General features: G+C 63.2%; 19 protein-coding genes, 2 tRNA genes and 1 pseudogene. 3 read left to right on the top strand and 19 right to left on the bottom strand.

Features of this window, described 5'->3' with window-relative positions; translation table 11 throughout:
• Nucleotides 1-738, top strand: a pseudogene (locus EN749_RS10390) (cobyric acid synthase CobQ); the annotation flags it as partial.
• A 23-nt stretch (nt 739-761) separates the two neighbouring features.
• Here the strand turns inward: EN749_RS10390 and EN749_RS10395 are convergent.
• The 4 genes from EN749_RS10395 to EN749_RS10410 form a co-directional block, all read right to left on the bottom strand.
• Complete coding sequence (locus EN749_RS10395; RefSeq protein WP_128363072.1) at nt 762-1181, bottom strand: VOC family protein; 420 nt, start codon at nt 1179-1181, stop codon at nt 762-764.
• A gap of 72 nt (nt 1182-1253) precedes the next feature.
• Nucleotides 1254-2084 carry an AraC family transcriptional regulator gene (locus EN749_RS10400; protein WP_128363073.1) on the bottom strand — a complete coding sequence of 277 codons (831 nt, stop codon included), beginning with the start codon at nt 2082-2084 and terminating at the stop codon, nt 1254-1256.
• A 102-nt stretch (nt 2085-2186) separates the two neighbouring features.
• Complete coding sequence (locus tag EN749_RS10405) at nt 2187-2357, bottom strand: hypothetical protein (protein WP_127268806.1); 171 nt, start codon at nt 2355-2357, stop codon at nt 2187-2189.
• 52 nt (nt 2358-2409) lie between these two features.
• On the bottom strand, nt 2410-3195 hold the full coding sequence (locus tag EN749_RS10410; RefSeq protein ID WP_128363074.1) for a TSUP family transporter: 786 nt from the start codon (nt 3193-3195) through the stop codon (nt 2410-2412).
• A gap of 148 nt (nt 3196-3343) precedes the next feature.
• Here EN749_RS10410 and EN749_RS10415 point away from each other — a divergent pair, with 148 nt between their 5' ends.
• Nucleotides 3344-3775: a TerB family tellurite resistance protein gene (locus EN749_RS10415; protein ID WP_127268808.1), complete on the top strand. Its 432-nt coding sequence runs from the start codon at nt 3344-3346 to the stop codon at nt 3773-3775.
• A gap of 21 nt (nt 3776-3796) precedes the next feature.
• On the opposite strand, the gene EN749_RS10420 is transcribed toward EN749_RS10415, so the two are convergent.
• The 5 genes from EN749_RS10420 to EN749_RS10445 form a co-directional block, all read right to left on the bottom strand.
• Nucleotides 3797-5419, bottom strand: coding sequence for a dipeptide ABC transporter ATP-binding protein (locus tag EN749_RS10420; RefSeq protein WP_128363075.1), 1623 nt, complete (start codon nt 5417-5419; stop codon nt 3797-3799).
• The gene (locus EN749_RS10425) at nt 5416-6285 is read right to left on the bottom strand and encodes an ABC transporter permease (RefSeq protein WP_128363076.1); all 870 of its coding nucleotides are present in this window, start codon (nt 6283-6285) and stop codon (nt 5416-5418) included. Before EN749_RS10425 ends, EN749_RS10420 begins: the two co-directional genes overlap by 4 nt.
• Nucleotides 6282-7229: an ABC transporter permease gene (locus EN749_RS10430; protein ID WP_128363077.1), complete on the bottom strand. Its 948-nt coding sequence runs from the start codon at nt 7227-7229 to the stop codon at nt 6282-6284. Before EN749_RS10430 ends, EN749_RS10425 begins: the two co-directional genes overlap by 4 nt.
• Nucleotides 7230-7485: 256 nt before the next feature.
• Nucleotides 7486-8964 (bottom strand): ABC transporter substrate-binding protein, encoded by a 1479-nt coding sequence (locus EN749_RS10440; RefSeq protein ID WP_128363078.1) that lies wholly within the window; start codon nt 8962-8964, stop codon nt 7486-7488.
• Nucleotides 8965-9125: 161 nt separating this feature from the next.
• Nucleotides 9126-10406 (bottom strand): acetylornithine deacetylase/succinyl-diaminopimelate desuccinylase family protein, encoded by a 1281-nt coding sequence (locus EN749_RS10445; protein WP_128363079.1) that lies wholly within the window; start codon nt 10404-10406, stop codon nt 9126-9128.
• Between the two features lie 222 nt (nt 10407-10628).
• On the opposite strand from EN749_RS10445, the gene EN749_RS10450 reads away from it, so the two are divergent.
• Nucleotides 10629-11057, top strand: a complete 429-nt coding sequence (locus EN749_RS10450; protein ID WP_023812266.1) for a L,D-transpeptidase — start codon at nt 10629-10631, stop codon at nt 11055-11057.
• A 61-nt stretch (nt 11058-11118) separates the two neighbouring features.
• On the opposite strand, the gene EN749_RS10455 is transcribed toward EN749_RS10450, so the two are convergent.
• The 10 genes from EN749_RS10455 to EN749_RS10500 all read right to left on the bottom strand — a co-directional run bounded on the left by EN749_RS10455 (nt 11119) and on the right by EN749_RS10500 (nt 21012).
• The gene (locus EN749_RS10455; protein WP_164873981.1) at nt 11119-12102 is read right to left on the bottom strand and encodes a lipid A biosynthesis lauroyl acyltransferase; all 984 of its coding nucleotides are present in this window, start codon (nt 12100-12102) and stop codon (nt 11119-11121) included.
• Nucleotides 12103-12115: 13 nt separating this feature from the next.
• The gene (locus EN749_RS10460; RefSeq protein ID WP_127269349.1) at nt 12116-13144 is read right to left on the bottom strand and encodes a zinc-binding dehydrogenase; all 1029 of its coding nucleotides are present in this window, start codon (nt 13142-13144) and stop codon (nt 12116-12118) included.
• A 37-nt stretch (nt 13145-13181) separates the two neighbouring features.
• Entirely contained in the window at nt 13182-14453 is a 1272-nt protein-coding gene (locus tag EN749_RS10465) for a beta-ketoacyl-ACP synthase (RefSeq protein ID WP_128363080.1), read from the bottom strand.
• A gap of 51 nt (nt 14454-14504) precedes the next feature.
• Nucleotides 14505-15695 (bottom strand): beta-ketoacyl-ACP synthase, encoded by a 1191-nt coding sequence (locus EN749_RS10470; protein WP_127810226.1) that lies wholly within the window; start codon nt 15693-15695, stop codon nt 14505-14507.
• A gap of 56 nt (nt 15696-15751) precedes the next feature.
• Nucleotides 15752-16033, bottom strand: coding sequence for an acyl carrier protein (locus EN749_RS10475; RefSeq protein WP_010909964.1), 282 nt, complete (start codon nt 16031-16033; stop codon nt 15752-15754).
• A 199-nt stretch (nt 16034-16232) separates the two neighbouring features.
• Nucleotides 16233-17375 carry a slipin family protein gene (locus EN749_RS10480; protein ID WP_023812260.1) on the bottom strand — a complete coding sequence of 381 codons (1143 nt, stop codon included), beginning with the start codon at nt 17373-17375 and terminating at the stop codon, nt 16233-16235.
• A gap of 358 nt (nt 17376-17733) precedes the next feature.
• Nucleotides 17734-17800: transfer RNA gene (locus EN749_RS10485), tRNA-Met, on the bottom strand.
• A 1-nt stretch (nt 17801) separates the two neighbouring features.
• Nucleotides 17802-17875, bottom strand: a tRNA-Tyr gene (locus EN749_RS10490).
• 229 nt (nt 17876-18104) lie between these two features.
• Nucleotides 18105-18653, bottom strand: coding sequence for a histidine phosphatase family protein (locus tag EN749_RS10495; protein ID WP_128363081.1), 549 nt, complete (start codon nt 18651-18653; stop codon nt 18105-18107).
• 103 nt (nt 18654-18756) lie between these two features.
• Complete coding sequence (locus EN749_RS10500) at nt 18757-21012, bottom strand: tetratricopeptide repeat protein (RefSeq protein ID WP_245491338.1); 2256 nt, start codon at nt 21010-21012, stop codon at nt 18757-18759.
• Nucleotides 21013-21077: the final 65 nt, after the last annotated feature.

Raw genomic sequence — 21077 nt, forward strand, 5'->3', positions numbered from 1 at the left:
GTGCTGGAGCGGTTGGCGTCCGGCGAGGCACGCGCGCTGAAGGTGGCGGTGCCGATGCTTGGCCGCATCGCCAATTTCGACGATCTCGACCCGCTCAAGGCCGAACCGCAGGTCGAGGTGGTGTTCGTGCCGCCGGGAAAGCCTCTGCCGGCCGATGCCGGGCTGGTGGTCATTCCGGGCTCCAAGTCGACGATCGGCGATCTGCTGAAATTCCGCGAGAACGGCTGGGATCGCGACTTGCTGGCCCATCGCAAGCGCGGCGGCCATGTCGTTGGTATCTGCGGCGGCTTCCAGATGCTCGGCCGCACAGTGCGCGACCCTGACGGCATCGAAGGCAGCGTCATCGAAGCCGAAGGGCTCGGCCTGCTCGACGTCGAAACGGTGATGGAACCGGAAAAGACGGTGCGCAACGTCAGCGCCCGTTCGGTGCCGTTCGACTTGCCGCTCGAAGGCTACGAAATCCACCTCGGCCGCACCATCGGACCGGATACGCTGCGGCCTTCCGCTGTCATCAATGGTGTCGAGGACGGGGCGGTGTCGGCCGACGGCAAGGTGATCGGCACCTATATGCACGGCCTGTTTGGCGCCGACGGCTTTCGCGGGAGATTCCTCGAAAGCCTCGGCATCGAAGGCGGCGGCATCGACTACCGGGCCGAGGTCGAGCGGGCGCTGGACGAGGTCGCAGCCGAGCTGGAGACCCATCTCGACTGCGACGCGATCTTTGCGCTGGCTCGGTAATTCGCAGAGCGCCCGAGGTTGGCTCAGGCCTTTTCGCCCGCCTTCGGCCAGTAGGTGCCGAAGGACCAGACGTTGCCTTCCGGGTCGCGGCAGATGAACTCGCGGCTGCCATAGTCGCGGTTGGTCAATTCCTGGATGATCGTGGCGCCGGCGTTCCTGGCCTTGGCATAGGCGGCATCGGCATCGTCGACGGCAATGTAGATCGACTTGCCGCCGCCTGAGCCGGGTTCGCCGACCATCTTGCCGTAGTCGTCGTCGCGCACCGAGCCCAGCATGATCATCGAGGAGCCGAAGACCAGTTCGGCATGGTGTACGACATCGCCTTCGCCATAGCGGGCACGGACGCTGAAGCCGAAAGCCTCGCCCAGCCAGTCGATCATTCTTGCCGCGTTCTTGTAGCGCAAAGCGGGGTAGATGCGGGGCGCTTCAGTGGTGGTTGGCATGGGAACCTCCTTCGCTTGGGTTGCTCGACAAGCCACCCTGCTCGAAGGCCGTTCCAGGGTCTTGAAGAAATGTTACCTGACAGAGAGCGCGGTCGGCGTTTCGCCGGCGAGGTCGCGAAACTCGCGCACCAGATGCGCCTGGTCGGCATAGCCGCAATCGGCGGCGATGCCGGCCCAGTCGACGGTCGGTTGTCTCGACAGGCCGAGCGCCCGGTTGAAGCGGACGATGCGCGATAGCGTCTTGGGGCCGATGCCGATGGCGTTGGAAAAACTGCCGGCGAGATGCTTGCGGCTCCAGCCCAGCCTTTCGGCGATCGATCCAATGCGGGTCCGGCCGCCGGATGCGATGATGCGGTCATAGGCCCAGGCGATTTCAAGCGGCGTCTCGGCGGCATTCTCGAGACGGGCGGTGACGAAGGCTTCGGCCATGTCGAAACGCGTCGTCCAGTCCGGCGCGTTGCCAAGCTTTTCACGCAGCGCCAAGCCTTGCGCGCCAAGCACGTCGTCGAGGACGACCATGCTGTCGGCCAGTTCGCTCATCGGCAGGCGGAAGAAACGGCGTGCGCCAAGCGGCGTGAAGTTGACCTGGACGCAGCAGGCGCCGCCGAAGGATTCGATCACCACCGGTCCGGCAAAGAGGCCGGCGGCGAAACTGGCGAAGCGGTCATTGTCGCCGGGCGCCTTGCCGAGGCCGATGGCGAAGGGTTCAGCGAAGTTGAAGACCAGCGGCACGGTGAGGGACGCGTATTCGACGTTGCGCATATGGCCGGGCGTCATTTCGCGATAGCCGCAAATGTCCGACACAATGCCCTGAAGTCGAGGATCGGGCAGGCGCCGGCGCATCTCGAACCGCCCGGCGACGGACCGGTCCTGCTCTTGCTGGAGTTGCATCTCGACTGGCATCGGCCATCCTTGCGCCAAGTCAAATCTAGCAGACCCGGGGCCGGAATCAAAAGCGCCCGGCTTTTGGCCGGGCGCTCCTCGTCCCCACTTCAAGGGAAATGGTCAGGCGCCGCGCATCAGGCAGCCGCCGGCAAGCACGATGAAAGCAATAAGAACAATCCACACCGATGCGAGTGGAATGAACGCAAGAACGCCAAGCGCGGCGAGTGCGCCGATGATGGCGATAACAACGGAAATGATAAAAACGATCTGCGTAGGTGCGCTAAGATTCATGTGTGGCTCCTCCTACATGATTCGAACAGCGGCATTCTATCAGGGCGCGTGATCACACACCAATCAGGGCGCGCAGCGGGTTCGCCGGGTCGGCCAGCAGCTTCACAGCAAGCGCCAGGCACACGATCACCAGCAGCGGCTTGATCAGTTTCGCGCCGATGCGCATGGCCAGGCTGGCGCCGACGCGGGCGCCGATGAACTGGGCAACGCCCATCATCAGGCCGATCTTCCAGTAGACGACGCCGAAGGCCGCGAAGACGATGAAGCCGCCGATGTTGGAGGCGAAGTTGAGCAGCTTGGTATGCGCCGTCGCCTTGAGCACGCCATAGCCGGCAAGTGCCACGAAGGCCAGCATGTAGAAGGAGCCTGCACCCGGCCCGAACAGGCCGTCGTAGAAGCCGATCGCGGGTACCAGGATCAGTCCGAATAGGAAGGGCGACAGCCGCTCGGCGCGATCGATGTCGTTCATGTTGGGCTTGAACGCGAAGTAGAGCGCGATGGCGATCAGCACGATGGGCAGGGCAGCCCGCAGAATGTCACCCGGCACGATCGTCGCCAGCAAGGCGCCGATGGCGCTTCCGACAAGGGCCAGAAGCGCCGACGGCAATTGCCGGCGGAGGTCCACATGACCCTTCGATGCGTAGTGGATGGTCGCCGAGCACGCGCCGAACATGCCTTGCAGTTTGTTGGTGGCGAGCGCCTGGACCGGCGTGAAGCCGGCAAGCAGCAGCGCCGGCACGGTGATCAGCCCGCCGCCGCCGGCGATCGAATCGACAAAGCCCGCGGCAAAGGCGGCGAAGGCGAGCATGGCGACGGTCTGGATGCTAAGGTCGATCATCTGATGTATGGCGGTGTCCGGCCGGCTGAAATATCGGGCGTTCGACCACGGCCGCCCTGTTTGCGCAAGGTCGATTCCGCGCTACCTCTATCCAAGCGCATCGCGCTTGGATTTGTATTTGTGTGGTTAACCCGGAAAGAGGCTCCTGATGGCATTCGCATTGCTGGACCAGATACGTCAGATATTCGACGGCGACCCGGGTGTGCGCAAGGTGGCGGACGATCCGGTCCTGTCGGCGGAACTGCTGATGTTGTTTCGCATGATCCTGGCCGACGGGTCTGTCAGCGAGAGCGAGATGGTTGTCTTCCGGCGCATCTGCAAGGACGCCTTCGGCATTGCGGAAAGCAGCATCGACAGCGTCATCGAATATCTCAACGAGTTCGGCTACGAGACCAACGGCTCGCAGGCGATTGCACTGTTCCGCGACCTCGATGTCGAGCGGCGCCGGCAATTGGCCAAACATATGGCGGAGATCGCCAAGGCGGATTCGCAACTTGCCGAGAGCGAGATGCGCCTTCTGCGCCGCACGCTCGACCTGCTCGACATCAGCCCGGTCGATGTGGTGAAGCCGCAGGAGTGATTGGGCCGCCTTCTCTCCTGATCAGCCTTGCTCTCGCAACCGCTTCGCGATTGCCCGGTGCAAGTCAGGAGCGGCGGTGACAAGCGCCTTGGCAGCCTCGGACTGCGGGTGGTCGAGCACCTCGCTCGTCTTGCCGCGCTCGACGACCTTGCCGTCATGCATGACCAGCACCTCGTCCGTGATGGCGCGGGCGACGGTCAAATCATGGGTGATGAAGAGATAGGCGATGCCGAGCTTCTGGTTGAGCTCGGCGAACAAATCGAGGATTTGGGCGCGGATCGAGACGTCGAGCGCCGAGACCGGCTCGTCGGCGACGACCAGCTTGGGGCGGGTGATGATGGCGCGGGCGATCGACAGGCGCTGGCGCTGGCCGCCGGAAAATTCATGCGGGTATTTGTCCATGTCGCTGATGCCGAGGCCGACTTCGTGCAGCGCATGCGCCACCATTTCGCGGCGCTCGGTGCGTGTCGGCTGCTTCTCCAGCACATGCAGGGGTTCGGCGACCAGTTTTTCGACCTTCTGACGCGGGTCGAAGGATCCGTAGGGATCCTGGAAGACGACCTGCATGTCACGGCGAGCCGGCTTCAGCTCGGCTTCGCTCTTGCCGGTGATGGTCTCGCCGCGAAACCGGATCGAGCCCGATGTCGGCCGATCCAGCGCCAGGATCATGCGGGCGAGCGTTGACTTGCCGCAGCCGGATCTGCCGACCAGCGCCACTGACTGACCCGGCGCCATCGACAGCGAGACATCGTCGACGGCGCGGATGCCAGGCGCGCGTTTGAACAATGAGGTGCGCCGTCCGGGATAGTCGCGTGTCACGCTTTCGACCTGAAGCAAAGGTCGGCTCGTCTCGATGCCATGCGGCCTGGCGCGCGCCGGCACATGCATCGAGGCCTGCGCCAGCTGGCGCGTGTAGGGATGGAGCTGCTCGGACAGCGTGCGCGCAGTGTCGCCGGCTTCCATAACCTCGCCGCGGCGCAGGATAGTGATGCGGTCCGCCATCTCGGTCACCACGGCGAGGTCGTGCGAGATCAAGAGCAGGCCCATGCGGCTCTCGGCGACGAGGTCGCGCAACAGGTCGAGGATCTGGGCTTGCAAGACAACGTCGAGCGCCGTCGTCGGCTCGTCGGCAACCAGCAGCTTCGGCTTCAGCGCGCAGGCGATGGCGATGACGACGCGTTGGCGCTGGCCACCGGACAGTTCATGCGGATAGCGCGACATTGGAAATTTCGCTTCGGGGAGGCCGACGCGGTCGAGCATTTTTCGCGCCCGGTCTTCGGCCTCGGCGCGGCTGGCCCTGGTGTGCCAGCGTATGCCTTCGGCAACCTGTTCGCCTATGGTCTTGACCGGATTGAGCGCCGTCATCGGCTCCTGGAAGACCATGCCGATATCGTCGCCGCGCAGCGCGCACATCTGATCCTCGCTCGCCGTGAGGATGTCGATGCCGTCGAATGTGACGCGTCCGGTGGCGCGCGCGGCATGGGGCAGAAGCTGCATCACCGTCAGCGCGGTCATCGACTTGCCCGAACCCGATTCGCCGACCAAACCCATCACCTCGCCGGGCGCAATGGAAAGCTCCACACCCCTGAGGATCTGCGTGTCACCGATGGTCAGCGACAGGTTCTCGATGTCGAGCAGGCTCATCGCTGCCGCCGCGATTTCGGATCGAGGATGTCGGCGATGCCGTCGCCCAGGAGGTTCAGCCCCAGCACGGCGACAACGATCGCCATGCCCGGAAAGATCGCCATCCATGGCGCCACCACCATGCGGGTCTGCGCGTCGAACAGCATGCGGCCCCAGCTCGGCATTGGCGGTTGCGCGCCAAGGCCGAGATAGGAAAGCCCGGCCTCGGCTAGGATGCCCAGCGCGAACTGGATGGTGCCTTGCACCAGGAGCAGCGTGGCGATGTTGGGCAGCACATGTTCGATTGTGATCTGCGTGCTGCTCCTGCCGGCGGCGCGCGCGGCCAGAATGAACTCGCGCGGCCAGATCGCCAGCGCGCCGGCGCGGGCGACACGGGCAAAGACGGGGATGTTGAAGATGCCGATGGCGATGATGGCGTTGATCGCGCCCGGCCCGAAGATGGCGGTGATCATGATCGCCGACAGCAAAGCCGGGAAGGCGAAGACGAGATCGTTCAGCCGCATCAGCGCTTCGTCGACGAGGCCGCCGCGTGCCGCGGCAAAGGCCCCGAGCGGCACGCCGACCCCCATGCCGATGCCAACCGCGACCAGCGCCACGGCAATCGAATTGCGGGCGCCGACCATGACCATCGACAGGATATCGCGGCCGAAATGGTCGGTGCCGAACCAGTGCGCCAGCGAGGGGGCTTGCGTCTTGTCCGATATCACCAGTTTGGTGACGTCGTAGGGCGTCCAGCCATAAGAGACTGCAGCCATTGCCAGGATCAGCAGGGTGATGACGAAACCGGCCACGAAGGCGGTGTTCCTGAATGCCTTGGCCAGGATGCTGCCGAACGTCTCCTCTGGGATGTCGATGTGCAGTGTCATTGCCGGCTTCTCAGGCGCGGATCGACCACCGCATAGGAAAGGTCGACGAGGAGGTTGACGGCGATGACGGCCGCGACCAGCAGCATGACGACGCTTTCGACCACGATCAGATCGCGCTGGGTGATGGCCTGGAACACCAGCCGGCCGAGGCCGGGCAGATAAAACACATTCTCGATGATGATGGTGCCGGCAAGCAGGAAGGCGAATTGCAGGCCCAGAATGGTCAACACCGGGATCATGGCGTTGCGCAGCGCATGCCGCCACAAGACAGTGCGATAGGGCAAGCCCTTGGCGCGGGCGGTGCGGATATAGTCCTCGTTGAGCACCTCGATCAGCGCCGAGCGGGTAACGCGCGCCAGGATCGCGGCTTGCGGCAAGGCAAGTGCGACCGCCGGCAGCAGCAGCGATTTCAAGGCTGGCCAGATGCCAGCACTCCAGCCGGGAAACCCACCGGCCGGGACCAGCCGCAGCCAGACGGCGAAAACATAGATCAGCATCAGCGCGAACCAGAAATTGGGCACGGCGACGCCAAGCTGTGCGGCGCCCATCGAAATCGTATCACCGGCGCGTCCACGCCGGCTGGCGGAAAACAGGCCAACGGGAATCGCGATGATGGTGGAGAGCGCAAGCGCAATCAGCGCCAGCGGCAGCGAGACGGCAAGCCGCTCGCGCACCAGATCGATGACCGGCACCGAATAGGTGTAGGAGCGGCCGAAATCGAGACTGAGCAACCCGCCCGCCCAATGCAGATAGCGCAGGCCAAGTGGCGCGTTGAGGCCCATCTGGTTGCGCAAGAGTTCGACCTGATCGACACTGGCGTTCAGGCCGAGCATCAGTCGCGCGGGGTCGCCGGGCAGGATCTCCAGCACGGCGAACACCACCATGGAGGCCAACACCAGCGTGGCGATGGCGATGGCGAGGCGTTTTAGGAGGTAGGCGGTCATGGAAGATCAGGGACCGCTGCGTTGCCGGTCGCAAAGATCAGGCTACCGTATCGTTTTACGGCGCCCCCCTCTGTCCTGCCGGACATCTCCCCCTCAAGGGGGGAGATTGCGCTATCATTTGCGCCTTCGCCAATCGTCAACGTTGGACGTTCGGCGGCCGCGCCGAAACTGCCAATCTCCCCCCTTGAGGGGGAGATGCCCGGCAGGGCAGAGGGGGGCGCGAAGGAACGCAAGCGTCGCCCTTTGGCCGGCAGCCTCACTCGCTCCACTTCACCTTGGTCAAATCATTGGCCTGGATCGGGGCGTTTTCCCACAGCCCTTGCAGCTTGGCGTCCCAGACGCCGACCTTCGGCAATTCGTAGAGGAAGCCGACCACGGCATCGTCGGCCAGGATCTTCTGTGCTTGCCCCAGCAATTCCTTGCGCTTGACTTCGTCGGAGGTGACGCCGAGATCGGCAATCACCTTGTCGAAGGCCGGGTTGTCGTAGTTGAAGTAATAGTCCTTGCGCGAATAGATATCGATGTCGTTGGGCTCGGTGTGGGAGACGATCGTCAGGTCGTAATCCTTCTTGGTGAACACCTGATCCAGCCACTGCGCCCATTCGACCGGGATGATCTCCAGATCGATGCCGACGTCGCGAAGTTGTGAGGCGATGATTTCGCCACCGAGACGGGCATAAGCGGGCGGCGGCAGTTTCAGCGTCGCCTTGAAGCCGTTTTCAAGGCCTGCCTCTTTCAGCAATTCCTTGGCCTTGGCGACATCATGCGGGTAGCGGCCGGTGAGGTCGACATAATCCTTGCTGGCCGGCGACATGTGCGAGCCGATCGGTTGGCCGAGGCCGGCCGAGGCGCCGTCGATGATCGCCTTGCGATCGAGCGCGTAGGAGATCGCCTGCCTCAACTGCAATTTGTCGAAAGGAGGCTTCTTGTTGTTGATCGACAGGATGGTCTCACCCTCGGTCGAGCCGATCACAACCTTGAAGCGCGGGTCGTCCTTGACCTGAGCGACGCTGTCGGCATCGAAGAACGGGAAAGCCTGGATGTCGCCGGAAAGCAGCGCCGGCACATAGGCCGCGGCATCGGGCACGATGCGGAATTCGGCCTTGTCGAGGGACGCCGGCGTGCCCCAGTAATTGTCCGATTTGACCAGCGTGATCGACGATCCCTTGGCCCAGCTCTGGAACTTGAACGGGCCGGTTCCGATCGGTTTCTCCTTGTTGGTGTCGGCAGATTCCGGCGCCACGATCACCGCGTCACCCCAGCCCATATTGTAGAGGAAGGATCCCTGCGGGTTCTTCAGCGTCACTTTGACGGTCGCCGGATCGACGACGTCTATCGTATCGATGGCCGCGAATAGGCCCTTTTGCGCGTTGACCGAATTTTCGGCGCGGGCTCGATCGAGCGAGAATTTCACGTCGCCGGCATCGAAGTCGGTCCCGTCATGGAATTTCACGCCGGTGTGCAGCTTGAAGGTGTAGACCTTTCCATCATCGGAAATGGTCCAGCTTTCGGCCAGATCCGGCAGCACCTCGCCATTGGGCCCGATGCGTGTCAGGCCCTCGAACACATTGGCATAGAGAACCTCGTCGATTGCCGCGGCGGCACCTGCGGTCGGATCGAGATGCGGGGGTTCGAGCGGAATGCCGATGACCAGGTCGGTCCGCGCGGCAAACGCGGAAGCGCCGGCGGCCAGCGACAGCACCGCGGCCGCCAGGATGGTTTTCCACAGTTTCATCGTGCGACTCCCCATGCGTTTCAGACACGTGCTCGAACCCGGGCGATAGAAGCGTGATTTCGCCACGGAGTAAATTGCGTTTCGTTCTGCCCGTTGGCGTGGCCGGGAATGTTTTTGTCCTGGCCACCGCATCGGCAGGTCGAAGCTTGTCGCGGTGCGCCTTACGCCGCGGCTGTGCCGCGCAGCAGCACATTGAGCCCTATCGCCATCACCTTGGCCGATTCTACCATGTCCGATATCCCGACCCATTCGTCCGGCCGGTGGGCGAGGTCGAGAATGCCCGGCCCATAGGCGATGCAATCATAGATATGGCCGATGCGCGCAATGTGCTTCTGGTCGTAGGTGCCGGGCGAGATGACGTAGTCGGGTTCGCGGTCGAAGATCGCCATGATGCCTTGCGCAACCGCCTTGACCACCGGGGCGTCGCGCTCGGTCATCAGCGGCAGCACTTCCATCAGGTCGCGGATTTCGTAGTCGAATTTTGTCCGCTCGCGCTTTAGCCGGTCGAGAATACCGGTCACTTCGCCTTTGACGGTGTCGAGATCTTCCTCGAGGAGGAAGCGACGGTCGATGGTCAGCCGGCAGGAGTCGGGCACGTTGGGCGACGGCAGGCCGGGCCGGAAGTCCTCGGTCTGGCCGCCATGGATCGAATTGATGTTCATGGTCGAGCGTTTAGCCCCTTCGGGCACGACCGGCATGCGCGTCATCTTGCGGTCAAGCGCAGGGAACAACTCGTCCTCGAAAGCCCTCAGCACGGCGCCCATGTGGCGCACCGCATTGTCGCCGAGAAACGGCATCGAGCCGTGCGCGATCTCGCCCTTGGTCTCGATCTCCGCCCACCAGACGCCGCGATGCCCGAGGCAGATGCGGTCCTTGTTGAGCGGCTCGGGAATGATGACGTGGTCGACCCTGGGTTTTGAGAAATAGCCGAGTCTGGCCAGATGGGCGACGCCGCCGAAGCCGCCGGACTCCTCGTCGACGGTGCCGGATATTTCGATGACGCCGGGAAAGTCGGGGAAGACTTCCAGGAAGGCTTCGGCTGCGATGATCGAGGCGGCCAGTCCGCCCTTCATGTCGCAGGCGCCGCGACCATAGACCTTGCCGTCTTTGACGACGCCGGCAAAAGGATCGACGGTCCAGCCGTCGCCGGCTTCGACCACGTCGATATGCGAGTTGAAGTGGACGCAGGCGCCTGACGATCTTCCGTCGAAACGGGCAACGACATTGACGCGCGGGTAGCGGTCGGTGTCGCCGGGCGTGCCTTCGGCGCGGATGAATTCGGTCTCGAAACCACTCTTCTTCAGCCGCGCGCCGAGATATTCGGCGCATGGCCGATAGGCCTCGCCGGGTGGATTAATGGTCGGAAAACGGATCAGCTCAGTGGTCAGCGCGACGACATCGTCGCGCCTGTCATCGATTGCCCGGAGGAGTCGCTCGTTCATGCCCAGAGTTGAGCAGCGATCTCGGCGGTTTTGCAAGCCCGTTGGTGATCGAGCCTGTGCGGCGTGTCGTTGCGGCAACTATTGCGGGAAATCGTTCAAATTCGCTGCTTTGGATTGGCGAATTGGTCAAGGTGTGTGTGTTAGCCCGTTCATCTGCCATTAAAAAGATGAGAGACAATTTGAGGGCAGGCAGGTTAGGGGCAATCAAAGGGGTTTGATCGCATGAAAAAGACAGTTCTCATGGCAGCCGTGTTTGTTGCGATGCTGTTCGGTGCTTCGGGGCAGGGCTGGGCAGCCAGCCTCGTTGCAAATATTGACGTGTCTTCGCAGACGATGACCGTCAGATATGGCGCGTCGGTTTACCGGTGGAGCGTCTCCACCGCGCGCAAAGGTTACATTACGCCGCGCGGCAGCTATCGGCCGCAACGGACGGCGCGGATGTGGTATTCGCGCAAATACGACATGTCGCCAATGCCTCATTCGGTGTTCTTCCGCGGCGGCTATGCCATTCACGGCACCGGCGCGGTGAGGCAGCTCGGGCGCCCGGCATCGCATGGCTGTGTGCGCTTGCACCCGACCAATGCCGCCGCCTTCTATGCGATGGTTCGGCAAGCCGGTTTCGGCAATACGCGCATTGTCGTCACCAACTGAAGAGATTCAGGTTCGCTGTTGTCGACTGGCGCAGGGCTAACACCCTCGCCAGCAGTTCTGTTTAAGCGTTCGGGACCGCTTTTGCCTGCGAGGGCCGCTTTCGACGCCCGCCGCTGATCTCCCACCTTTTGTGGAACCACATCCACTGGCCGGGATCTTCTCGCACCCAGCGTTCGACGACATCGTTGAGACGCTGGGTGGTGGCGTGGACATCGACGCTGCCGTCAGCCGTGCGCGGCAATGTCAGCTTGTCCTCGATTTCGAGCCGGAAGCGGTTGCCTGGCAGCCTGATGCAGCGAGCCGGATAGACGTCGCAGTCATAGTGACGGGCAAGGGTGGCCAGCACCCGATTGCTCTGGCACGGACGGCCGAAGAATGTCGTCTCCAGTCCGTTGGAGAATTTCTGGTCGACAAGGATGCCGATGTTGCCGCCGTTCTCCAGGACCCCGGCCAAGGCGAATGAGGCACCGGCCATCGATGGCAGCAACGAGCCCATGGTCGAGCGGCGCGTCGAGAGGATGTAGTCGGCAAGATAAGGATTGTTGGGTGGGCGAAACAGCGCCGTGATGTTCATGCCGAAGGTCGCCGCCGCCACCGGCAGAAGTTCGAAATTGCCGAGATGGCCGGTAAAGACGATGTGCGGCTTCACTTCGCTGGCGATTTCGAGGAAGTGGTCCGCTCCTTTGACCTCGATGCGGCCGGGCTTGATCGCTGTAGGGTCATAGTCGAAGAGGGCGTCGAGAAAGATGTATTCCGCGGCAAGACGGGCCATGTTGCCCCACATGTCGGAGGCGATCGCCTGGATCTCGGCTTCGCCCTTTTCCGGATAGGCCTTGCGCAGATTGTCGACGGCGACCTGATGGCGTCCCACCCGGGGGCCGACCATGCGTGCGGCGCGGTCGGCGAAATTCAACGCACTGTCGGCCGGCAGCAGGCGCAGGACCGAGATGATCATCATTGCGGCGCGCGCCACCAGCCAGTAATTGAGCTGGCGCAGTTGCCTGCCGTAGCGAAATTTTAGATCCCGGCGGAACTTCTTGAACACAGAGGTCAAGGCTCTAGCCGACGCGCAGGATGATCTTGCCGAAAACGTCGCGGCCTTCCATGCGCTTCAGCGCGGCGTCGATACCGTCGAAGCCGACTTCGGTGTCGATGACGGGTGCGACCTGTCCCGCCGCCATTTTCTGCATGGCGTTGGCCATGTTTTCCATGCGGCAGCCAAACGAGCCAAGCAGTTTCAATTGCTGCTGGAACAGCTGCATGAGGTTGATCTGCGTCGACACGCCGGAAGTCGAACCGCAGGTCACCAGGCGGCCGCCACGCTTCAGGCACAACATCGAGGCGGCAAAAGTGTCGGCGCCGACATGTTCGAAGACGACATCGACGCCCTTCTTCTTGGTCAGCTTGCGCACGACGCCCTCGAAACGGTCGTCGCGGTAGTTGATGACATGGTCGGCGCCGAGCGCCTTGGCTTTGTCGATCTTGTCGTTGGAGCCGACCGTGGTGATGATGGTGCAGCCCATCCGCTTGGCCAGCTGGATGGCCGCAGAGCCGATGCCGGATCCGCCGGCATGGATAAGGATCGTCTCGCCGGGCTGTAGCCTGGCGTTGTCGAACAGCATGTGCTCGACCGTGCCGAAGGTGACGGGCGCGACCGCCGCGCCGATGTCGGTCACGCCGGGCGGGGCGGGGACCAGCAGGCGAGCCGGCAGGTTGATCTTCTCTTGCGCGAAACCGTCGAGATGGAAACCGTGCACACCCGAAACATGTTCACAGAGGTTGTCGCGGCCTTCGCGGCAGGCTCGGCAGAGGCCGCAGGTGCGCGCGCCGTAGATCGATACCAATTGTCCGGGCAGCAGGCTGGAAACGCCGGAGCCTACCGCCTCGACCTCGCCCGAGGCTTCGGCGCCGACGACCAGCGGCAGCTTGCGCTTGGCGAAGGCCATGCCGCGCCAGCCCCAGACGTCGATATGGTTCAGCGCCACCGCCTTGATGCGCAGCGTGACTTCGCCAAGTGCCGGCGGTGGGGGAGGCGGCAGGTCCACCGTTTCAAGACGGCGGTCCTCGATAAGTTGCAATGCGCGCATTGGGCCTGTCGGTTTCGGTCTGGCTGAAAAAGGTCGCTTAGACCGGTTCCCGCGCCATGACAAGGCAAGTGTTCTGGCCGCCGAAGCCGAAGGAGTTCGACAGCACGGTGCGGACCTCGGCATTGCGCTTCTTGTTCGGCACCACGTCGAGCACGATCGCGGGGTCGGGATTGTCATAGTTGATGGTCGGCGGGATGACGCTTTCGCGCATCGTCATCAGTGAGAACGCCGCCTCGACGGCGCCCGCCGCCGACAGCGTGTGGCCGATCATCGATTTGTTCGACGAGACCGGCATCGAGCCGATCCGCTCGCCGAACACCGTCGACAGCGACAGATGCTCCATCTTGTCGTTTTCCGGCGTCGAGGTGCCGTGGGCGTTAACGTAGTCGATCTCGTCCTGGCTCAAGCCGGCATCGGCTAGCACAGCACGAACCGCCGCGATCGCCGGCGAAGCGTCCGGCTTCGAGCGGGTGCGGTGGAAATCGTCCGCCTTTTCGCCGCAGCCGCGCAGGATGCCAAGAATCGTGGCGCCGCGCGCGAGCGCGGTTTCCAGTGATTCCAGCACTAGCGCGCCCGAACCCTCGGCGAGGACAAAGCCGTCGCGGTCCTTGGAGAAAGGTTTTGACGCCTTTTCGGGAATGTCGTTGTGGGTCGACAGCGCTGACAGCAGCGAAAAGCGGATCAGCGCCTCGGCGGTCGCCGAACCGTCGGCGCCGATCGACAGCGCGCGGTCGCATTCGCCGCGGCGGATCGCCTCGACGCCGAGCTGGATGGCGGTGGCGCCGGAAGCGCAGGCGGTCGACAGCGTGATCGGCAGCCCGCGGGTGCCGAAACGGTCGGCAAGCCGGCCGGCGATCGAGCCGAACTGCGTGGTCTCGAAAAAGTCGAGTTCTTTCAATCCGCGCGCCACCCGCAGCAGCCGTTCGCCGCCGGAGTCCAAATCATTGGAATTGTAGAGCGCGAAGCGGTCGTGCCAGTCGAGTTCGACCGGCGGTGAAGCGAGGAAGAGAGGACCACCAAAATCACTGGAATCGAGGCCGGACTCGGCCACGGCCTCACGCGCGGCGGTTTCCGCCAGTTCATAGGTGAGGTGGCTGGAGCCCTTCGAGCTCGAAGGCAGGAAGTCGACCATGCCGGAGATGCGGGTGTTGAGATGATCGACCGGAAAACGGGTAATCGGGTGGATGCCCGACTTGCCCGAGGTCAGCGCCGCCCAATTATCGGCCTTGCCGACGCCAAGCGAGGTCACCACGCCGATGCCGGTGACGGCAACGATCGGCCTGCCCATATGATCGTTCAGATTGGCCATGCGGTAGCCCTCGATCGTCTATCGTTGCGGCATGGATCGTGGACCACCGCCTCAGGCGGCGTTGACGAGCGCCATGCCCTCGAATTGGTGATAGCCGATCGCCGTTGCAAGGACGGTTGCGGGAACCCCTTCGAACGGCTTCTCGGCTGCGGCATCAAAAACAGGGTAGGCGGCCTTGCGATCGACGGCCAGCGCCGCCAGTGCCACAGCGAAGGGAAACTGTGCTTCCTTCATGTGCCCGGTCAGCGTCGAGAAACCGCGCGCGGCAATCGCCGGATTGGCATCGAGCGCGGCTTTCTCGGCGATGGTTGCCGTATGGGCGCCCGACGCGCCCGACAGGGCCAGCAATTTGCCGTTCGGCATTGCAGCCTGCTTGAGCAGTGCGGCGATCTCGGCGTCGAGTTCTCCCCGTGGGCGCCTGGCGCGGCCGGAGACGACCGGCCCAAGCTCGGCATAGATCTTGCGGCCGCGGCTCATCGCGTGTTCGCGCTGCTCCAGCACCAGGAAGGCACCGCCGGATCCAGTCACGACGCCGCCGCCCTCAGCCCCCTGTCTTTGCCAGACCGGCTTCCATGGGCCGCGATGCAGATAGCCGGCGAGTTCATAGCCGAGCAGCATGTCGGAATGTTCGGTCTGGAAGGCGCCGCCGACCAGGATGTGCGTCGACTGGCCGGAGCGGATGCGCGCGGCTGCTGTCTCGACGGCGGCGACACCGGCACCTTCCTCGCCCATGAAGGTTCTGGATGAGCCGGTCACCTTGTGGACGATGGAGATGTTGCCGGCGAGCAGATTGGAAAGCTGCGCCAGGAACAGTGTCGGCCGCAATTCGGTGGTCAATTTCTCGTTGATCAGCACATCGCGGTCGTTGCGGCTTTCCGACGCGGCGAGAATGGCGGCATCGACCGCCTCGTCGCGTTCGCCGCCGCCCGCGGCCACGACCATGTCCATGGTCGTGCAGAGTTCGTCATTGCCCTTGATGCCGGCGTCGTCCAGCGCCAGGCCTGCGGCATAAGTGCCGAGCCTCTGCCAGGTTTCCATCTGGCGCTGATCGCCACGTTTGGCGATCTGCAGGTTCCAGTCGATCTCCGGCAATGGATGAACGGTATAGGGTGCAAAGCGCGCCGCTTCGAGCACCGGTTCCAGCCCCGGCTGCACGAGCTTTTGCCAATGGGCGTCCGGACCTTCCCCCAGCGAGGAGACAAGGCCGATACCTGATATGACGACGTCGCGGGGGCTGCTCATGTGCGGCTTTGTGGGTCAGGCGGCAGAGCGCGTCAAGATCGAACGCTCAACCGATGTCAGGCGGTCTTGGCGGCAACCAGCGCGTCGATCTTGGCGCACAGGTTCTTCATGACGAAGTAATCGTCGGTCGAAGCCTTGCCGTCATTGACCTCCTGGGTCCACTTTTCCAGTGGCACCTTGATGCCGAATTCCTTGTCGATGGCAAAGACGATGTCGAGGAAATCGAGGCTGTCGATGCCGAGATCGTCGATCGTGTGGCTCTCGGGCGTAATCGTGTCGATATCGATCTCGCTGGTGTCGGCAATGATCTTGGCGACTTTGTCGAACGTGGTGGACAAGGGCTTTTCCTTCGGTTGCGGGCGGAATCTGTCCGCATCTTGTTTGGGCGCTGTCTAATCGGTTTTTCCCGGCAGGAAAAGGCCTGATGCGCCGGGCGCAGATGGGTAAGGCATCCAGGAAACGCAAGAAGGGCCGCCGGTTTACCCGGCGGCCCTTCTGTTGACGTCACGTCAGCCTTTGTTTTTTGGGCGACATGCATCAGCTGTCGCGGAGCTTGACCAGATCGTTCAGCAGCCCGCCGGTTCCGTTGTGGACGGTCAGCCGCTCGACCTTGCCGGCGATGGTTTCCAGAGCCTCGAGCTCCTTCAACCGCAGCATCACCGGGTTTTCCGCCATCACCCTGGCCGTGTTGAGGAGGGAACGCGTCGCGTTCGTCTCCTCGCGGCGACGGATGATGTTGGCCTCGGCCTGCTTTTCGGCCGACACCACCTGGTTGAGGATCTCGCGCATCTCGCCCGGCAGGATGACATCCTTGAGCGCGATATCGCTGACCTCCACCCCGATCTCGGCCATATCGGCGCGGACCTTGCCAGCGGCCTCCTCGTCGATCGTCACCTTCTTTTCAAGGATCTGATCGAGTGTCAGCGCGCCAAGGGTCTTGCGGAAGGCGTACTGCAGGGCGCGGTAAAGGGCTTCGGAGAAGTCCTTCACCATGCTCACCGCCTTGACAGGATCGACGACCCGGTATTCGGCCGCGATGTTGACGCGGATCGTCACGCGATCCTTGGTCAGCACTTCCTGCCCGGCAACGTCGAGCGACTGGCGCTTGAGGTCGACGACCTTGATCTGCACCATGCGTCCGACGTTCCAGAAGCCATGCACGCCCGCCGTCAGCGTCCTGACCAGAACACCGTCGATGAACAGCAGTCCGGCCTGACCGTCGACGACCGGATGGACGGACATCAATTCCGCCTTCCGGGCCTGGCCGAGCCGGCGCATGACCGCCGCATCGATGGCGAGATCGACTGATGTGTCGATCAGCGTCACCTTCCACGGGCCGGCATCCGTCCACAGCACCAGCTTGCGGTCCGGCGCCAGCACGGCGTGCAGATTGCCGTCACGCTCGATGATGGCGACATCCGTGCGCCCGGTGCGAACGACGGTGAAATGACGCGCGGCTACATCCGGGAGCTTGTCGAACAACGCCTTCTCGTATGCCGAAACGAATTCCGGGTTCTTCAGATCGTGCCGGGACACTTCGAGGCTGCCGCGCCGGTTGGCGAGCCAGTGCTCGCCCGGCAGCAGGACAGTCTTGATTTCCCCCTTGTGGAGGGTGAGGGCACGTTCGTTTTCCTTTACGAGGACGCGCTCGCGCCCAAGAACCTTGTCGAGAATTGTCATTGTCTTACTCCTGTCGGGCATGGCCCCATGCGAGGCGTCAAGTCATGCGTCGATCGTTCCTTTCGTTTCTCGTTTCACGTCGTCTCTTGCGTCATAGCCCGGGCACGAATGATCAGGGGACTGGTGGCATCAATCCGTGGCGGGCCTTCGGGAGCGGATCGCGGGGCAGTGAAGCGGGCGCCGGAGGCCTTGGCCTCCCTTGCCGGCGACGCTGCGCCTTGATCGTCACCGCGGGCCTGGCCGCGAGCCGATGGCGAAAGACGCTTGGGATGATCCGCGCCCGAGGGCTTGGGTCACCCGTCCAGTCTTTCGCATTCCAGTCCCCGGACCGTTTTTCGGATGGCTTTTCAAGGCCAAATGGAGAAGGAATCGAACCTTCGACAGTCAGATTATGAATCTGATGCTCTAACCAAACTGAGCTATCCGTGGTGCGGATGAAGGGACTCGAACCCCCGACCTCCGGATTATGTCCGGCGCTCTCCCAACTGAGCTACATCCACGATCCCAATCCCCAAAGCGGCGCCGTATACAGAGCGGCAAAGCCGTCTGCACGGGCGGAGGCGAAAGCTCCAACCGTTGTGCTCACTTCGGTTCTCGTGACCGGGAGCGCGCCTATAGCCCCTGCGACGGGTTGTCGCAAGCGGCATTGTCGTGGCGGATTTGCGGCTTCTTGCGGCGGTGGCATTTAGGCAACACCGCTTTCGACGTCAGCGATCGCGCGCAGGGCGCTCAGAAGGTGACGCGGCCGAGCACGCGCAGGCCATCGCCCTGCGGCTCCACGACCACGGCCTCGCCTTCGCGCGGTGAGATGCCGGTCAGCGCCACGATGTCTTCCAGATGGGTAACCATGGCCAGATTGTCGGAGCCGGAATAGGCGCGGATTTCTTTGAGGATCGCGGCGATCTGCGCGGTTTTCTGCGCCTCGTCGCCCTTCAGGAGATCGAGCGGCGCAAACAGCTCCGGCTCAGCCTCGAAGGCGATGCGGGCAGTGTCGAGGCAGCGGCAATAGCGGCTGGACAACACGCGCTCGATCGGTGCCGCACGGGCGGCAAACAGAGCGCCGATCTTGCTCGCCTGTTGCTTGCCACGCGCCGACAGGTTCATCTGGGTGGCACAACTGTCGATGTCGAAATTGGCCGGGTCGGTGGTGCCGGTGACCATGGCATGGCGCAGCAGCACGACATGTCCGCCATCGCGCAGCAGCGCCCAGCCTGCATCCGTGGCGTGGGCTACGCCGGGAATAAGAAACAGGAACAACGCCAAGGCAAATCGAATCATCCGCTATCCTTCTCCGGTTCCCGGCAATGGGTTCCGGTGACGGGACATATAGGGACGGTAAAGCCAGCCGAAAGACAAGGCGCGGTCGGCGGGATGCGTAGACCTACTTCTTCGCCATCTGCTTCTTCACCAGATCGATCTTCTGGTCGGTGAGCGGGATGGGGATCGTGTAGCCGGCTTCGGTAAAGCCCTGCTTGGCGTTCTCGAAGAATTCGATCGCCTTTTGATATTCGGCCTTGCCCCCGCCATAGCTGGCCCGATTCCAGCTGACGTCACCGAGATTGTTCTGCGAGAAGGCCCACTGCATGGGCAGGCTTTCCCTGGTGAATACCTTCAGCGTGGCCGCGAAGGCGGCCTCGGCATCACCGAGATATTTGTCGGTGCGTTCGAGATTGCCGAGGTTGAGCAGGCTCATGCCGATGCCGTTCTGGGCGTTGGCCCAGTCGGTTGGCGCGGCGTCGATGGTCAGCACTTCGAGTGCTGCCCGCCGTGCGGCGATTGAATCCTGCAGGGTCTTGGGATTGGCATCGCTCATGCTCAGCCAATGCAGCGTCGAGCCGAGGCCGGCCTGGGCCAGCGCCCATTGGCGCGGGTTCGTCTCGCGCTTGTATTCGCGCAACGCATCGCGGTAGGCGGCAATGGCTTCACCATAATGTTCCGGCTTGTCGGTCACGCCGCCCAGAAGCTGCAGCGTGTTGCCGAGATTGTAGTGGCTCATTGCCCAATCGCGAGGGAACTTCCGTCTGACATAGACCTGCCGGGCCGCCCGGAACGCCGCCGCCGACTGCTCCAGCTTGGCCGCGTCGCGAGTGCGCTGGCCAAGCGTCTGATAGATCGAACCGAGATTGTTCTGCGCCGACGCCCAGTCCATCGGGAAACGCTGCCGGGTAAACACCGTCAGCGCATCGTCATAGGCCGCAGCTGCCTCTTCGAGCGCGCCGGTGCCCATATCGAAGCGGGCGACACCGCTCAGCGCGTTGCCGAGGTTGAGCCGGCTGGTTGCCCACGAAACCGGGAAGGTCTCACGGGTTCGCACCTCGAGCGCGGCCCGGAACGCGTCGGCCGCCTCGTTTATCTTCGCCTTGTTGTTGAGCTGAATGCCGAGCGACACCAGCGTGTTGCCGAGATTGTTCTCGACCATCGCCCATTCAACCGGCGCCTTTTTGCGCGTGTATTCCTCAAGTGCCAGCCGGTAGGCGGCCTCGGCTTGCGCCAGATGTTCGCCGGCGGCCTCGCGCTCGGAAAGCGCATAGAGCGCCAGGCCGAGATTGTTCTGCGAAGCGGCCCAGTCGAGCGGCACTTTTTCGCGCGGGCGTTTTTGGAGCGTCGCGCGCATCGCCGCCACCGCCTCGTTCAGGCGCTTCGGGTCGCTCTCGCGTTCGCCGATCTTCAAGAGCACATTGGCCAGATTGTTCTGCGCGGCGGCCCAGTTGAGATCGTCCTTCTCGCGCTCGAACACGACAAGGGAAGCGCGAAAGATCTGTGCGGCCTCTCCAAGGCGCGCGGTCTCCGTCTCGCGCTCGCCGATGGTCTGCAGCACCACCGCCATGTTGTTGCGGGTGATCGCCCAGTCGCGATTTTGTTCGCCATTGGGGATGAAGTTCAGGATGGTGCGGTAGGCTTCGATGGCGTGCTTTAGCGCATCGAGGTCGCCGGTGGCGTAGCCGTAGGCGTTCAACGCCTCGGCTTCCTGGTTCTTGTAGTTCCAGCGCAGCTTGTCGTCCCATTTTTCGGCCAGCGAAAACGCCTTCGCGTAGTCGCCGGCGGCGGATTTGTAGTCGAAGACCAGCCCCGAGGCATCGGCGCGCCTAGCATAGATCGCGGCGTCGGCAAGGCGCTTCTGCTTGACGAGATCCTCGGCCTCATCGACTGCATCGCTGGTCTGCTCGACCCGGCCGACCGCATCGTCGAGGAATTTGCGCGCCGTCACGATGGCGCCCTGGCCGATCGCCTTGTCGGCGGAAGCGACAAGCCGTTTGATTTCCGGATCGTCGGTGCGCAGTGCTGCACGCTCGGACATCATCTTCCTCAGGCGCTCGGCCTGGGCGTCGAGCACCTTTTGCAGGTCGGTCGGGTCTTCGGGGATCTTTTCCGTGCCGAGCGCCTTCAGCACGCCATAAAGCGCGTCGAGCGGCACGCCTTCCTGCAGCGAGGCCAGTTCCACCTGCGCCCGTTTCGGATCGGGCAGGTCGGAAATCGTCAGCAACAGCTGGCGCCGCTCGCCGGTGATCAGCCCATCGTCGCCGGTCGGCTCCGTTGGTGCGACGCCGAAATAGAGCAGCCGGCGCAGGCTTTCATTGACCCAGGGGCGCTGTTTTGCCTTTGTGTCGAGATAGACCTCCTCGGTCACCATGCGCATGACCGAGGATGTCTATCTCGACACAAAGGCAAAACAGCGCCCCTGGGTCAATGAAAGCCTGCGCC

Source organism: Mesorhizobium sp. M7A.F.Ca.ET.027.02.1.1, assembly GCF_004022985.1.
GTDB lineage: Bacteria > Pseudomonadota > Alphaproteobacteria > Rhizobiales > Rhizobiaceae > Mesorhizobium.